Annotated in this window: 16 protein-coding genes; 15 read left to right on the top strand and 1 reads right to left on the bottom strand. The window is 41.3% G+C overall.

Translation table 11 applies throughout. The features are described 5' to 3' along the window. Nucleotides 1-10 precede the first annotated feature (10 nt). The 3 genes from rsgA to CBM15_RS01290 are packed head-to-tail and all read left to right on the top strand — an operon-like array spanning nt 11 to nt 2186. Nucleotides 11-892 (top strand): ribosome small subunit-dependent GTPase A, encoded by an 882-nt coding sequence (gene rsgA, locus CBM15_RS01300; protein WP_087615442.1) that lies wholly within the window; start codon nt 11-13, stop codon nt 890-892. A 2-nt stretch (nt 893-894) separates the two neighbouring features. Further along, the gene (rpe, locus tag CBM15_RS01295) at nt 895-1560 is read left to right on the top strand and encodes a ribulose-phosphate 3-epimerase (protein WP_065216449.1); all 666 of its coding nucleotides are present in this window, start codon (nt 895-897) and stop codon (nt 1558-1560) included. Beyond that, nucleotides 1557-2186: a thiamine diphosphokinase gene (locus CBM15_RS01290; protein ID WP_087615441.1), complete on the top strand. Its 630-nt coding sequence runs from the start codon at nt 1557-1559 to the stop codon at nt 2184-2186. Before rpe ends, CBM15_RS01290 begins: the two co-directional genes overlap by 4 nt. A gap of 204 nt (nt 2187-2390) precedes the next feature. Here CBM15_RS01290 and rpmB read toward each other — a convergent pair whose 3' ends face one another. Continuing rightward, entirely contained in the window at nt 2391-2579 is a 189-nt protein-coding gene (rpmB, locus tag CBM15_RS01285) for a 50S ribosomal protein L28 (protein WP_004227417.1), read from the bottom strand. A 215-nt stretch (nt 2580-2794) separates the two neighbouring features. On the opposite strand from rpmB, the gene CBM15_RS01280 reads away from it, so the two are divergent. The 12 genes from CBM15_RS01280 (at nt 2795) to acpP (ending at nt 14791) form a co-directional block, all read left to right on the top strand. Further along, entirely contained in the window at nt 2795-3688 is an 894-nt protein-coding gene (locus tag CBM15_RS01280) for a diacylglycerol/lipid kinase family protein (protein WP_087615440.1), read from the top strand. A 483-nt stretch (nt 3689-4171) separates the two neighbouring features. After that, the gene (locus CBM15_RS01275) at nt 4172-4534 is read left to right on the top strand and encodes an Asp23/Gls24 family envelope stress response protein (RefSeq protein WP_008403339.1); all 363 of its coding nucleotides are present in this window, start codon (nt 4172-4174) and stop codon (nt 4532-4534) included. A gap of 18 nt (nt 4535-4552) precedes the next feature. Then, nucleotides 4553-6199, top strand: coding sequence for a DAK2 domain-containing protein (locus CBM15_RS01270; protein WP_087615439.1), 1647 nt, complete (start codon nt 4553-4555; stop codon nt 6197-6199). A gap of 313 nt (nt 6200-6512) precedes the next feature. Continuing rightward, nucleotides 6513-7175: an L-serine ammonia-lyase, iron-sulfur-dependent subunit beta gene (gene sdaAB / locus CBM15_RS01265; RefSeq protein WP_008403337.1), complete on the top strand. Its 663-nt coding sequence runs from the start codon at nt 6513-6515 to the stop codon at nt 7173-7175. A gap of 11 nt (nt 7176-7186) precedes the next feature. Further along, complete coding sequence (sdaAA, locus tag CBM15_RS01260) at nt 7187-8107, top strand: L-serine ammonia-lyase, iron-sulfur-dependent, subunit alpha (RefSeq protein ID WP_087615438.1); 921 nt, start codon at nt 7187-7189, stop codon at nt 8105-8107. A gap of 322 nt (nt 8108-8429) precedes the next feature. Beyond that, complete coding sequence (recG, locus tag CBM15_RS01255) at nt 8430-10469, top strand: ATP-dependent DNA helicase RecG (protein ID WP_087615437.1); 2040 nt, start codon at nt 8430-8432, stop codon at nt 10467-10469. Nucleotides 10470-10542: 73 nt separating this feature from the next. Further along, nucleotides 10543-10962 (top strand): VOC family protein, encoded by a 420-nt coding sequence (locus tag CBM15_RS01250; RefSeq protein WP_008403332.1) that lies wholly within the window; start codon nt 10543-10545, stop codon nt 10960-10962. Nucleotides 10963-11078: 116 nt separating this feature from the next. Further along, a complete protein-coding gene (gene fapR / locus CBM15_RS01245) occupies nt 11079-11651 on the top strand; it encodes a transcription factor FapR (RefSeq protein ID WP_008403331.1) in 573 nt (190 codons plus the stop codon). Next, nucleotides 11648-12643, top strand: coding sequence for a phosphate acyltransferase PlsX (gene plsX, locus CBM15_RS01240; protein ID WP_008403330.1), 996 nt, complete (start codon nt 11648-11650; stop codon nt 12641-12643). The genes fapR and plsX overlap by 4 nt, the downstream gene beginning before the upstream one ends. 25 nt (nt 12644-12668) lie before the next feature. Beyond that, nucleotides 12669-13622: an ACP S-malonyltransferase gene (fabD, locus tag CBM15_RS01235; RefSeq protein ID WP_087615436.1), complete on the top strand. Its 954-nt coding sequence runs from the start codon at nt 12669-12671 to the stop codon at nt 13620-13622. Further along, on the top strand, nt 13613-14359 hold the full coding sequence (gene fabG / locus CBM15_RS01230; RefSeq protein ID WP_087615435.1) for a 3-oxoacyl-[acyl-carrier-protein] reductase: 747 nt from the start codon (nt 13613-13615) through the stop codon (nt 14357-14359). The genes fabD and fabG overlap by 10 nt, the downstream gene beginning before the upstream one ends. 195 nt (nt 14360-14554) lie before the next feature. After that, nucleotides 14555-14791 carry an acyl carrier protein gene (acpP, locus tag CBM15_RS01225; protein WP_008403327.1) on the top strand — a complete coding sequence of 79 codons (237 nt, stop codon included), beginning with the start codon at nt 14555-14557 and terminating at the stop codon, nt 14789-14791. Nucleotides 14792-14815 lie beyond the last annotated feature (24 nt).

Here is a 14815-nt window from a genome sequence, read left to right as displayed (position 1 = left end):
GAGGAATTGGATGGCGCAAGCCCAAATTCGAAAAGCATTAAGCGGTTATTATTATGTTGAAAAAGACGGCAATTTAATTCAATGTCGCGCTCGTGGGATTTTCCGTAATCGCGGAGAATCACCACTAGTCGGCGATTTTGTGGAATATTCCTATGATGGGGAATCGGATGGTTCCATCGATAAAATACTGGAACGTAACAATGAACTCGTTCGACCACCGATTGCGAATGTGGATCAGGCATTACTTGTGTTTTCCGCAAAAGAACCGGATTTTAATACAGTACTGCTCGACCGTTTTTTAGTCGTGCTCGAGTCGTTCCATGTACAGCCGATCATTATTTTAACGAAGATGGATTTATTAAATGATGCAGAACGTGCACATTTACAAATATACATTGACGACTATAAAGAAATCGGCTATGACATTATCGAAACATACATTGATGATCCAACATTGCTGGAGAAAATTGAACCATACTTGCAAGAAAAAACATCGGTGCTTGCCGGCCAGTCAGGTGTCGGAAAGTCAACATTATTAAATACATTGCTTCCTGAGCTTGATTTAAAAACAGGTATTATTTCAAAAAGTTTAGGGCGCGGGAAACATACAACTCGCCACGTCGAGTTGATTGAAGTATGCGGCGGACTATTGGCGGATACACCAGGCTTTAGTTCTTTTGATTTTGAAAAGATAGAAAAAGAAGAGCTGACATCCTGTTTACCAGAGTTCGAACGTATTAGCGAGAATTGTAAGTTCCGTGGTTGTCTGCATATAAAAGAACCGAAATGTGCGGTAAAACAGGCAGTAGAAACGGGAGAAATACGTTCGTACCGCTATGAGCATTATGAACAAATCTTACAAGAAATTATTGACCGAAAGCCGAGGTATTAGACATGATTAAAATTGCACCATCGATTTTAGCAGCAGACTTTGCAAAGCTGGGACAAGAAGTAAAAGAAGTAGAAGCAGCAGGAGCCGAATTAATTCATATCGATGTAATGGACGGTCATTTCGTACCGAATATTTCATTTGGTGCGATTGCATTAGAAGCCATTCGTCCTCTTTCTACATTACCGATGGACGTACATTTAATGATTGAAAATCCGGACCAGTATATTGAACAGTTTGCGAAAGCGGGCGCAGATTATATTACGGTACATGTTGAAGCATGCCGCCATCTGCACCGTACGATTCAGTTAATTCGTTCACATGGTGTGAAACCGGGTGTTGTATTAAATCCGCATACGCCGATTGAAACAATACAGCATATTTTGGAAGATGTTGATATGGTGTTGTTTATGACGGTAAACCCGGGCTTTGGCGGACAAAAGTTCATTGAATCGGTTGTGCCGAAAGTGGAAGCATTATCGAAAATTATAAAAGAACGTGGCTTGAATATCGAAATTGAAATTGATGGCGGAATTAACGCTGAAACAATCGTACCTTGTGCAAAAGCAGGTGCAACGGTTTTTGTTGCTGGTTCAGCTATTTACAGTAAAGAAGATCGCGCACAAGCTTTACAGGAAATTAAACAAGCAGGATTAGCGGCAATTCAGTGATTGTGGCAATCTGCTCAGGCGGCCCCGTTCATGAGGTCGCCTTTTCTTTAACACCGGATATCTGGATTGGAGTCGACCGGGGTGCATTATATTTAGTGGACAAAGGCATACAGCCACATAGCATTGTCGGCGATTTTGATTCCATTACAGCGGAGGAATTTGCGCGGATTTCCGAAGTTGTAGATCATGTTGAACAATTTCAGGCAGAAAAAGATGAGACGGATACAGACTTAGCCTTGCAGAAGGCACTCACATATGAGCCGCAGGAAGTCTTTTTAACGGGTGTTACAGGCGGGCGTTTAGATCATTATGAAGCGACATTGCGGTCTGTATTTCTCATGCAGCAGCAGCATCCTCATATTACTTTTAAAATCATTAATTCTCATAATATCATTCAATTTTTACTGCCTGGTAAACATATTTTGACAGAAGACTATTATTCTTACGTATCGTTTTTTGCCTATGGAAAGACTCTGCGAAACGTGACGTTGCGTAGTGTTAAATATGAGACGACAGATGAAGTGATTGAACAAGGGACAACGCGTTTCACAAGCAATGAAATAATAGGTACAGGGTCTATTTCATTTAGGGAAGGCATATGTTTAATGATAAAGAGTAAAGATTAAGGAGGAACAACACTGAAAGTATATACATTCCAAATGCCGAAATGGTTAAGCGGTGTGGCAAGAGGCTGCGTGAAGTTGTTTCGTAGAGATAAAAAAGAAAAATAAAGATCCTGTCTACAGCTCATAGCGATTATGGGCTGTATTTTTTATGGTTTTTTTGCAAAAAAATAGAGTACCAGCAAATTGCTGATACTCTATACGCGATTATACGCGCTCGATTTTACCTGATTTTAAAGCACGAGCAGAAACCCATACACGTTTTGGCTTACCGTCAACTAAGATACGAACTTTTTGAAGGTTAGCACCCCAAGTACGTTTGTTAGCGTTCATAGCGTGTGAACGGTTGTTGCCTGTACGAGCTTTACGGCCAGTAATTACGCATTGTTTTGGCATTGTAAAATTCCTCCTTACAGCTGAATCTGAAATCTTTATTTCAGTTCGTTATTTCACATACCATAATAATTTAACATACAGAGTCAATGAGTGCAAGACATTTTACATAACCTTTCAAGAAAAAAACCTTTACACCCCATTTTGCTTAATTGGGATTAAAAACTTCCTGGAAAAGGTAATGTACTATATAAACTAATTATTTGGGGGAAACATTTATGAAAAAGTGTATGGTCATCATCAATCCATCTTCAGGGAAAGAAAAAGCAAGTGAGTATGAAAAGAAAATTATCGGACAATTACATAATTATGAAGTCGTTGTAAAAGAAACAGCAGGTGAAAAGGATGCGACCCGCTTTGCTAAAATGGCATGTGATGAGCAATATGATGCTGTCATTTTAGTCGGCGGAGACGGTACACTAAATGAAGGAATCAACGGAATTGCCGAGCAGCCTCACCGCCCTGTTGTGGGAGTTGTTCCATTAGGTACAGTCAATGATTTTGCGCGTGCGTTGGACATATCGCTTGATCCTGATGAGGCGATAGCGTTACTTGGCGGAAAAACAACAAAAGCGGACATCGGGAAAGTAAACGATCATTATTTCACGAATGTCATTGCAATCGGATTATTGGCAGAAGCGGTTGGTGACGTGTCAGTAGAGCAAAAAACATCTTTTGGATCGCTCGCCTATTTATTTGAAGGAGTGAAAGCGGCCATTCAAAATGACTCCTACGAAATGGAAGTAACGGCAGACGGACAAACGTATAAAGAAAATATGATGCTCTTCATATGTATATTAACCGATTCAGTCGGAAGCTTCCGCCAACTGAATGAAGATGCCGATAAATCAGACGGTCTCTTGCACGGATTTATTATTAAAAGTATGAGCACACTACAAGTAGTAGGTACGGCTAAAAATTTGCTTACAGGCAATTATGAGGACGATGACAATATTATTAAATTGAATGCACGTGAAATGCATATAAAAGCGACTGAAGCACTTCCGCTGAATGTTGACGGAGACTTAATAAGCCAACTTCCGGCAAAAATCTCCATTTTGCATAATCATATCGAATTTTTCGCGGTTAATAGTGGGACTCGACCAAAATAGGTACTTAATAAATAGTCGGTTGGCATATAAGCACATGGAACGGAAGGCGGCGACTCCTGCGGGATAAGCGTGACGGCTGATACACCGCAGAACGTAGCGATGAGGAGGATTGGCCCACGCCCGCGGAAAGCGTCCGCCTGTAGTGGAATGTGCGGATAAGCATATATTTTGGTATTGAGCCAAAATAGTCAGTGATATGTTTCAAAAATGCTTCCTTGTATAACAACCGAAAATTGTCGAATACTCTAAATAGGTTGTGCAAAAAAATTATTATAGTATGATGTTGTTTTGCAATTAGTGGGGATAAAGAACCCAACTGATTGAAATTTCACTTTATTGAAAGATTAAAAATAAAGAGATTCTTAATAAAGAGAAATTCAAAAAAACGACTTCAGGCTAGACGTAGATGAACGTTTTCTTTTATAATCGACTTTTGTGTAGTACAATATAAATTAGTCAAATAGAGCCAAGGGGGCATTCACTATGTCAGTAGAATTAAATAACGAATTCGGTCATATTGATATATCCAATGATGTTATTGCTCAAATTGCTGGTGGAGCAGCGATTGAATGCTATGGCATTGTAGGCATGGCATCAAAACATCAGATTCGTGATGGATTAACAGATATTTTACGAAAAGAGAATTTTGCAAAAGGTGTGCTCATTCGCCAAGAAGGTGATGACTTACATATTGATATGTACATTATTGTAAGCTATGGTACGAAAATTTCTGAAATCGCTTATCAAGTACAATCCAAAGTAAAATATACAGTAAATAAAACATTAGGTATGAGCGTTAAATCAGTTAATATTTTTGTTCAAGGCGTTCGTGTTGCGAACGTGTAAGAGGAGGAAATGAATCGAATGAAGTCTTTAGACGGAATTAAATTTGCTGAAATGGTACAAATGGGTGCACATCACCTATACCAAAATGCAGCATATGTAGATTCGCTAAATGTATTCCCTGTGCCGGATGGTGATACAGGGACAAATATGAATTTATCAATGACATCTGGTGCAGATGAAACAGAAGCCAATGTAAATGCACATATCGGTAAAACAGCTCAGGCTTTATCAAAAGGCTTGCTAATGGGGGCACGCGGAAACTCTGGCGTAATTTTATCGCAGTTATTCCGCGGGTTCGGCAAAGCGATTGAAAAGGAAGCTGAAATAGATGCAAAAGGCTTAGCGAACGCATTCCAGGCTGGTGTAGATACTGCCTATAAAGCCGTTATGAAACCAGTGGAAGGGACAATCTTAACGGTTGCTCGCGAAGCGGCGGCAAAAGGTGTGGAAGTTGCTGAAACAGAAGAAAATATGATTGTCTTGATGGAAGCGTTTATCGAGGAAGCAAAACAATCATTAAACCGCACGCCGGATCTTTTACCTGTATTAAAAGAAGTGGGTGTTGTCGATAGTGGCGGCCAAGGATTGTTGTTCGTTTATGAAGGATTCCTTGCTTCTATGAAAGGCGAACCACTGCCGGAAAAAAATGAATCTTCACTGGATGATTTAATTAATGCAGAGCATCACCGTGTACAAGACTTCATGGACACATCTGACATTGAATTTGGATACTGTACAGAAATCATGGTGCGTTTCGAGGAAGACAAAGCGCCTTTTGATGAAGAGCAGTTCCGCCAAGAATTGAATCCGATGGGCGACTCATTACTGGTCATCTCGGACGATGAAATTGCAAAAGTACATATACACTCGGAAACTCCAGGTGCCGTACTTGCAGCGGGTCAAAAATATGGTAGCTTAATTAAAATTAAAGTAGACAATATGCGTGAACAGCATTCTGCGATTGTCAACGATGCACCACAAGCACCTGCGAAACAGCAAAAAACAAAAGTACCATATGCGATAGTAACGATTGCAATGGGTGAAGGTGTATCCAATCTTCTACGCTCGATCGGTGCTTCTTATGTAATTGAAGGCGGACAGACGATGAACCCTTCTACAGAAGATATCGTAAAAGCGGTAAAAGAAATTGGTGCAGAGCGAGTACTAATTTTACCGAACAACAAAAATATCATTATGGCGGCAGAGCAAGCAGTTGAACTTCTGGAAATTGAAGCAGCGGTTGTGCCGACAAAAACGATTCCTCAAGGAATGGCAGCTATTTTAGCATATAATCCTGCCGAGTCAGTTGAAACGAATAAGGCGAACATGACACAAGGCTTTGCACATGTAAAGACTGGTCAAGTAACATTTGCCGTGCGTGATACATCGATCGACGGGGTTGAAATCCGTAAAGATGATTATATGGCATTGGCTGAAGGTAAAATTATTTTATCGACTCCTGAAATGATGGATGCAGCTAAAAAAGTGCTTGAAGGATTGATGGATGAAGATTCAGAAATCATCACAATCATTTATGGTGAAGATGCAACAGCTGAACAAGCCGATGAATTACAAAACTTTATCGAAGAAAATTATCCGGATGCTGAAGTGGAAATTGTTGAAGGTAAACAATCCCTGTATCCGTTCATTTTATCTGTAGAATAAAATAAATAGTGAAAGCAGTGTGTACTTTCAAGTATGCACTGCTTTCATTATGTTTAAGTGTCTTAAGCGGGCGCATCGTAAATAAGCCCAAAATTTGCGGTATTTACAGTAGTGAGACCTATTTGGTGGAAAATAAGGGGAATAATTCTATCGATTTATCCATCTAACCGCTTAATTGTCAGCGTTAACTTATGGAGTTTAATCCTCATTATGGTTATTATTCTGTTTTTATAACAAGAAGTTTGTTAATTGCAGAAAAAATGAGTACACTAGGAGTAAATGAAAGTATAAAAGAATATGGGGGGATAACTTTATGAAATTTACTTCGGTTTTTGATATTATTGGACCTGTTATGATTGGTCCGTCCTCTTCACATACAGCAGGGGCAGCACGTATTGGACGTGTTGCACGCGATTTGTTTGGACGTCAGCCGAAATGGGCGAAAATTTATTTATACGGTTCTTTTGCCGAAACATACCGCGGTCATGGTACGGATGTGGCGATTATCGGTGGATTACTAGATTACGATACGGATGATGAACGTATTAAAACTTCTTTTGCTGAAGCGGAAAAAGCAGGCTTACAGTTTGAGTTTATTCCTGAAACAGCCAATAAAGAGCATCCGAATACTGCGCGCATTTTAATGGGCGATGATGAATCGGAAATGAGCGTTGAAGGTATTTCAATTGGTGGCGGTAAAATTGAGATTAGCGAAGTAAATGGCTTTAAGCTGCGTCTGACAGGCGGGATGCCGGCAATTCTGGTTGTGCATGATGACCGTGCCGGCTGTATTGCAAACGTGGCGAATTGTTTGGCTATGCATGATGTCAATATTGGACATATGGAAGTATCGCGTATTGAACGTGGATTAACTGCTTTAATGGTAATTGAAGTCGATCAAAATATAGATAAGCGTCTGTTAGAGCAAATTTCATATATTCCACATATTACGAAGGTATCGAAAATTAATAACTAGGGGTGACAAATATGGATGTTTTATTCCGCAGTGTTCGAGAGTTAGTGGAGTTGGCTGAGAGAGAAGGAAAGCTTATTTCCGAGTTAATGATTGAGCAGGAAATGTTAATTACAGGTCGCTCTCGTGAAGATATTTTTAAACAGATGGACCGCAACTTAACGATTATGGAAGAAGCAGTAGAGCGCGGATTAAATGGTGTACAGTCTGTAACAGGTTTAACGGGCGGCGATGCTGTACTTATTCAAAACTATATTAAAAAGGGTAATACATTAGCCGGAGATCTCTTACTTGATGCTGTCAGCAAAGCTGTTGCAACAAATGAAGTGAACGCGGCAATGGGTACAATTTGTGCAACACCAACTGCAGGTTCGGCAGGGGTTGTTCCAGGAACATTATTTGCAGTTCAGCATAAATTAAATCCGACACGTGAACAAATGATTCGCTATTTATTCACTTCGGGAGCATTTGGATTTATCGTTGCGAACAATGCTTCGATTTCAGGTGCAGAAGGCGGCTGTCAGGCAGAAGTCGGCAGTGCATCGGCAATGGCGGCGGCAGCGATTGTGGAAATGGCTGGCGGAACAGCCCAGCAAAGTTCGGAAGCATTTGCGATCACGCTGAAAAATATGCTTGGATTAGTATGTGACCCGGTTGCGGGCTTAGTGGAAGTACCTTGTGTAAAACGGAATGCAATGGGTGCATCCAACTCATTAGTCGCAGCGGATATGGCATTGGCAGGTGTGACAAGCCGCATTCCATGTGATGAAGTAATTGGCGCAATGTACCGAATCGGTCAGGCAATGAGCCCGAACTTGAAAGAAACAGCGCGAGGCGGTTTAGCCGCAACACCAACGGGCAAAGCGATTACCCATGCAATCTTTGAAGGCGGAGACCTGAAAAGCCTGCTCAAATCTCGTGTAGGCAGTAACTAACGTTTGTTTATGAATAATATAATTTAATACGCAAGTTATCTCTTTGTTATAATATTGCATTGAATTAATAAAAAATTGAACACAAATTTTTGTGTTCTTTTTTTAGTTTATGAGAGAACGTATGCACCCATTTTATGATATTGTTAAACTATAAAGTGAAACTTCAATCAGGGGGTTCATACCCCACTGATTGGTAGTTGAACCAATCGGGCTTTTACGGGTAGTTAATTCCCGCCGATCACCTTCGCTCTGCTTCAGTCTAGAGGCGGGCATTTACTACCCGTTAATGCGGGATAAATAATTCGTAAAGGAAGTGTCGACAATGATTCATGAGCCAGTTTCACAATTAAAAGGAATCGGAAAAGAAACAGCCGAAAATTTAATGAAAATTGGCATCGAGACAATCCATGACTTGATTTGGACATTTCCATACCGCCATGAAGATTTTCGATTAAAAGATTTAACTGAAACACCGCATAATGAGCGTGTGACGATTGAAGCACGTGTCGAAAGTGAACCGACTGTATTATTTTTAGGGAAAAATAAATCCCGTCTGCAATTTACGGCCCTTGCAGGAAGACATTTAATAAAAGTCGTATTTTTCAATCAAAATTATTTACGGCAAAAAATTTCAACTGGCGGCATCATTACGGTAACCGGTAAATGGGATCGTGGACGTCAAGTTATTGTCGGATCATCCGTGACATTCGGGCCGAAAACAGAACAAGTGGATTTTGAGCCTGTTTATAGCTTGAAAGGGAATATTCAACAAAAGCGCTTCCGTAAATATATGCGCCAAGCGTTGGATACTGTGAAGGAAGAACTGCCTGAAACATTGCCAAATTATCTGCGTGAAAGCTATCAGTTAGTTAATATTCAAGAAGCGCTCGAAGGGGTGCATTTTCCGCTAAATGCAGATCATGCAAAACAGGCCCGCCGCCGCTTCGTATATGAGGAATTACTGCAGTTCCAGCTGCGTATTCAAGCACTGAGAAAAGCGAATAAGGAAAATGAAAAAGGAATTTCCGTTCGCTTTGATCTGGAAAAATTAAAAGCATTTATTGCAACATTGCCATATGAGCTTACAGGTGCCCAAAAGCGGGTTGTCAATGAAATTTGCAAAGATTTGTTATTGCCGCAACGTATGAACCGTCTGCTTCAAGGGGATGTAGGATCTGGAAAGACTGTCGTGGCAGCGATCGGACTATATGCAGCTGTAACGGCAGGATATCAAGGGGCTCTAATGGCGCCGACCGAAATTTTAGCAGAGCAACATGCAGAAAACCTGCATATGTGGTTTGATCCGATTGGCGTTAAGATAGCATTATTATCGGGCTCGACAAAGACAAAGGCACGCCGTGAATTATTGGCACAACTTGCAGCAGGAGAAATCGAAATTCTCATTGGGACACATGCACTCATTCAGCCGGATGTGGAATTCAAAAAGTTAGGGTTTGTCATTACAGATGAACAGCATCGTTTTGGTGTAGAACAACGTCGTGTACTGCGTGAAAAAGGCGAAAATCCGGATGTGCTGTTCATGACCGCAACACCGATTCCGCGTACATTGGCGATAACAGCTTTTGGCGAGATGGATGTCTCGATTATCGATGAGTTGCCTGCCGGGCGTAAAGAAATTGAAACCCATTGGCTGAAAAAAGAGCAGCTGAACAGTGTGTTGATGCGCATGACCCAAGAACTTGAAGCAGGGCGCCAAGCGTATGTCATTGCGCCGTTAATCGAAGAGTCCGATAAGCTGGATGTGCAAAATGCAGTGGAAGCTTACGAACAATTGAAAGCATATTTCGGCAACCGTTTTGAAATCGGTTTAATGCATGGTCGACTGCATTCCGACGAAAAAGACGCGGTCATGCGTGCATTTAGTGATGGAGAAATTCATGTACTTGTATCGACAACTGTTGTCGAAGTCGGGGTAAATGTACCAAATGCGACATTCATGACGATTTATGATGCCGAGCGTTTTGGTTTAGCACAGCTCCATCAGTTGCGTGGTCGTGTCGGTCGTGGAGAACATCAATCCTATTGTGTACTGATTGCCGACCCGAAAACAGATGAAGGAAAAGAACGAATGATGAGTATGACCGAGACAAATGACGGTTTCCGTTTAGCTGAAAAAGATTTGGAGCTGCGCGGATCCGGGGATTTCTTCGGAAAACGGCAAAGCGGGCTGCCGGAATTTAAATTGGCCGACCTTGTCCATGATTACCGGGCACTTGAAACTGCTAGACAGGATGCAGAGAAAATGCTCTATGATGAAGCATTCTGGAAAGATCAGGAATATGAATTTTTACGAGAAGATTTAACGGCTTCTGGAGTTATGCAAGGAGAACGAATCGATTAAACGGTTAGAACCTGTAATTGGTGGAAAACTATTTAGGCTACTTAAAAATAAAATGCTGAAAAGAGGTAATAAGATGGGAAACATGTATCCGTATTTTGTGTTAAATGGACGAGCAAAAGAGGCAGTAGTGTTATATGCAGAACTGTTTAATGCCAAAAGTGTAACGATTTCAACATTTGGAGAATTACCGCCAAATCCTGAACACCCTATTCCGCCAGAAGCAAAAGATTTGGTCATGAATGCACAAATTGAACTGGAGGAAGGTCAAATGATGTTTTCCGATACGTATCCGGGCTCTCCGCAAGTGACGGTAGGGGACAATATCAGCATTGCCTATACGTCAAAAGATGAGCAGGAAATCCGATTTATTTTCGATGGTTTAAAAGAAGGCGGAAAGATCGTAATGGAGTTACAGGAGACCTTTTGGAGCAAGTGCTATGGGCAAGTAACAGATAAGTTTGGTGTGCTGTGGCAGCTAAGCTTGGAAGCTTAAGATTTCAAGGACGCAACAAAAAGTTGTTGCGTTCTTTTTTTTATACATGTATATTGATATTAGTACCAAGTGCTAATACTAATCTTTTAGAAAATTAAAGGTAGGTAACAAATACGATGAAGCGTTCCAAAAAAGAGCGACAGTCGTTATTGACTGAACAGATCGCAGACAATCCTTTCGTGACAGATGAACAATTAGCAGCTGAATTTAATGTGAGCGTTCAAACAATTCGATTGGATCGCATGGAACTCGCTATTCCGGAATTGCGTGAACGTATTAAAGATGTTGCTGCTAAAAAATATGATGAAGTAAAATCGTTGCCACTTGATGAGGTCATCGGTGAAATTATTGATATAGAGCTGGATAATCGGGCAATTTCAATATTTGATGTTGGAGAAGAACATGTTTTCCAGCGCAACGGCATAGCGCGCGGTCACCATTTATTTGCACAGGCCAATTCTTTGGCGGTTGCAGTAATTGATGATGAGCTTGCCCTTACTGTAAAATCAAATGTAGCTTTCGTTAAGCCGGTTCGTGCAGGCAATCGTGTCGTAACGAAGGCTGTTGTAAAAGGGAAAAACCCTGATAAAAACCGTACATTTATCGAAGTGACTTCTTCCGTTGATAATGAAGTAGTTTTCAAGGGAGAGTTTGAAATGTATCGGATGAAAGGTGAAGAAACAACATGAAAATAGCAGTAGATGGTATGGGCGGAGATAACGCACCACAAGCAATCATAGAAGGAGTCTTTATTGCGCTTGAAGATTTTCCGAAATTAACGATTGATTTATATGGCGATGAACAGAAAATGGCGCCATATTTAAAAAATCACGAACGCTTAACGGTTATTCATTGTAGTGAAGTTGTAGAGGCAGAGGACGATCCGGCACGCGCAGTACGCCGTAAAAAAGATTCTTCAATGGCTCGTATGCTGGATGCAGTTGCTGAAGGAAAGGCGGACGCTTGTTTATCGGCAGGGAATACTGGTGCCTTAATGGCAGGCGGACTTTTCAAAGTAGGACGTATTGATGGAGTAGCGCGTCCTGCATTAGCAACTACTTTACCGACAATTAATGGCGACGGCTTCCTTATGCTTGATTTAGGTGCCAATGCAGATGCAAAACCTGAAAACTTATTACAGTACGCAATTATGGGAGATATATATGTGAAGCAAGTTCGCGGTCAAAAAGCACCTCGAATTGGATTATTAAATATCGGTACTGAAGATAAAAAAGGGAATGAATTAACAAAAGCGTCATTCACATTACTAAAAGAAGCGGATTTTAACTTTGAAGGCAATGTAGAAGCACGAGAATTGCTGAATGGGGTCGCTGATGTGGTCGTAACGGACGGGTTTACAGGCAATATGGTGCTGAAAACAATCGAAGGTACGGCAGGCACGGTATTCAAAATGTTGAAGGAAGCGTTATTTGCTACGACAAAAACGAAAATTGCTGCTGCATTAGTAAAGAATGACTTAAAACAGCTAAAAGGTAAAATGGACTATACAGAATACGGTGGGGCGGCTTTATTCGGCCTGAAAGCACCTGTTATTAAAGCACATGGTTCATCGAATGCACGTGCGATTTACAGTGCGATTCGTCAAGCGACAATTATGGTAGAGCATAAAGTATGCGAAACAATTGCCGAAAAAATCGAGCAATTGCCAAAGCCAGAATAAGCGTATTTACAAAGGGGATTATCAAATGACAAAAATTGCTTTTATTTTTCCAGGACAAGGTTCACAAACTGTAGGGATGGGTGCGGAGTTTGTTGCGAATGATGAAGTAAGCAAACAGTATTATAAACGAGCGGACGAAGTGTTAAACCTTCCATTATCGGACTATATGTTAAAGGGTCCACAAGAAACATTGACACTGACATACCATGCTCAGCCGGCTTTATTGACATCAGGGGTGATGATCGCAAATAAGCTGATTGAAGCTGGTATTGCACCGCAATATACTGCGGGACATTCATTAGGAGAGTACAGTGCATTTGTCATTTCAGGAGTAATTGATTTTGAAGATGCAGTTCAAACGGTTCATAGACGGGGTGTATTTATGGACGAGGCAGTACCTGCAGGTCAAGGAGCAATGGCAGCTATATTGGCGTTAGACGGAGAAAAACTAGACGCCATTTGCCAGCAAGTATCCGCTGAAGGAGAAGTCGTTCAAGTAGCGAACTTCAACTGTCCGGGCCAAATTGTGATTTCAGGGACGAAACAAGGTGTTGACGAAGCATGTAAAAGAGCGAAGGAAGCAGGAGCAAAACGAGCTTTACCATTAGTCGTAAGCGGTCCTTTCCATAGTTCATTAATGCAGGAAGCGGCACATAATTTAAAGAATACGGTAGCAAATTTACCATTACAGGAACCAAACATTCCGGTAGTGAGCAATGTGACTTCAGAGCTCTTAACAACTGTTGAAGCGATTAAAGAAGAAATGGTAGCCCAAGTAACAAGCTCCGTACAATGGCAACAAAACATTGAAAAGCTTATTGCTGAAGGGGTAACGGTCTTTATCGAGTGCGGACCAGGAAAAGTATTATCAGGCTTAGTGAAAAAAATTGACCGCAATGTACAAACATACTGTGTATATGATGAGGCGAGTTTGACACAAGTTGTTGAGGCATCAAAGGAGTGGAAACAATGGGTTTAGCAGGGAAATGTGCTGTCGTAACAGGGGCATCCCGTGGCATTGGTCGCGCGATCGCATTACAATTGGCAAGTGAAGGGGCAAAAGTCGTTGTCAATTATAGCGGGAGCGAGCAAAAGGCGCAGGAAGTTGTAGAAGAAATTAAAGCAAATGGCGGCGAAGCAATTGCCGTACAGGCGAATGTGGCAGATACGGATTCTGTGCAGAATTTAATGAAAACAGCGCTTGATACGTATGGTTCGATCGACATTTTAGTAAACAATGCGGGCATCACTCGCGATAATTTATTAATGCGTATGAAAGATGACGAATGGGATGATGTCATCAATACGAATTTAAAAGGTGTTTTCCTTTGTACAAAAGCTGTTACGCGTCAAATGATGAAACAGCGTGCAGGTCGCATCATTAATATTTCTTCAATCGTTGGGGTTGCCGGAAATGCTGGACAGGCTAATTATGTAGCGGCAAAAGCGGGTGTGATCGGTCTGACGAAAACAACTGCACAGGAGCTTGCGTCTCGTAATATTTTAGTCAATGCAATTGCACCAGGTTTTATTACAACGGAAATGACGGAAGGCTTACCGGAGGATTTGAAAGAAGGTATGCTTAAACAAATTCCGTTGGCAAAACTAGGTCAACCGGAAGATATCGCAAAAGCTGTCGTATTTTTCGCATCAGACAGTTCCAACTACATTACAGGCCAAACGCTCCAAATAGACGGCGGCATGGTAATGGCTTAATATTATTGAAATATAAGCCATCTAGTTGATTGGAGTGAAGGGCCGAGTGTAGCTGCCGGCGATGCCTTTCGCTACAAGCGAGCTTCCTGCGGGATAAGCGTGATGCCTGAGACTACAGGCTCAGGCCACGCCCGCGGAAAGCGTGCCCGTAACGGAAATCAACAGGGTTAGAATTCTTGAGGGGAGGTGACTGATTTGTCTACAGTATTTGAGCGTGTTTCAAAAGTAGTCGTTGACCGTTTAGGCGTTGACGAAAGCGAAGTGAAATTAGAAGCATCATTCCGTGAGGATTTAGGTGCAGATTCATTAGACGTTGTTGAGTTAGTAATGGAACTTGAAGATGAGTTCGATATGGAAATTTCTGATGAAGATGCAGAAAAAATTGCAACAGTTGGTAATGCAATTTCATACATCGAAAGCAAAATTAGCTAATTCATTTATAAAACACCAGGCTGT

This window comes from Solibacillus kalamii, from assembly GCF_002174535.1.
Classification (GTDB): domain Bacteria; phylum Bacillota; class Bacilli; order Bacillales_A; family Planococcaceae; genus Solibacillus; species Solibacillus silvestris.
Note: the sequence above shows the minus strand (reverse complement) of the source record. Positions and strands in the feature narration are given on the sequence as shown.

Bases quoted from the DNA above. Each gene is read 5' to 3' on its own strand.
- fabD (WP_087615436.1), top strand. From the start codon at position 12,669: ATGACAAAAATTGCTTTTATTTTTCCAGGACAAGGTTCACAAACTGTA.
- recG (WP_087615437.1), top strand. From the start codon at position 8,430: ATGATTCATGAGCCAGTTTCACAATTAAAAGGAATCGGAAAAGAAACA.
- CBM15_RS01270 (WP_087615439.1), top strand. From the start codon at position 4,553: ATGAAGTCTTTAGACGGAATTAAATTTGCTGAAATGGTACAAATGGGT.
- CBM15_RS01250 (WP_008403332.1), top strand. From the start codon at position 10,543: ATGGGAAACATGTATCCGTATTTTGTGTTAAATGGACGAGCAAAAGAG.
- sdaAB (WP_008403337.1), top strand. From the start codon at position 6,513: ATGAAATTTACTTCGGTTTTTGATATTATTGGACCTGTTATGATTGGT.
- sdaAA (WP_087615438.1), top strand. From the start codon at position 7,187: ATGGATGTTTTATTCCGCAGTGTTCGAGAGTTAGTGGAGTTGGCTGAG.
- CBM15_RS01275 (WP_008403339.1), top strand. From the start codon at position 4,172: ATGTCAGTAGAATTAAATAACGAATTCGGTCATATTGATATATCCAAT.
- rsgA (WP_087615442.1), top strand. From the start codon at position 11: ATGGCGCAAGCCCAAATTCGAAAAGCATTAAGCGGTTATTATTATGTT.
- CBM15_RS01280 (WP_087615440.1), top strand. From the start codon at position 2,795: ATGAAAAAGTGTATGGTCATCATCAATCCATCTTCAGGGAAAGAAAAA.
- rpe (WP_065216449.1), top strand. From the start codon at position 895: ATGATTAAAATTGCACCATCGATTTTAGCAGCAGACTTTGCAAAGCTG.
- fapR (WP_008403331.1), top strand. From the start codon at position 11,079: ATGAAGCGTTCCAAAAAAGAGCGACAGTCGTTATTGACTGAACAGATC.
- plsX (WP_008403330.1), top strand. From the start codon at position 11,648: ATGAAAATAGCAGTAGATGGTATGGGCGGAGATAACGCACCACAAGCA.
- rpmB (WP_004227417.1), bottom strand. From the start codon at position 2,579: ATGCCAAAACAATGCGTAATTACTGGCCGTAAAGCTCGTACAGGCAAC.
- fabG (WP_087615435.1), top strand. From the start codon at position 13,613: ATGGGTTTAGCAGGGAAATGTGCTGTCGTAACAGGGGCATCCCGTGGC.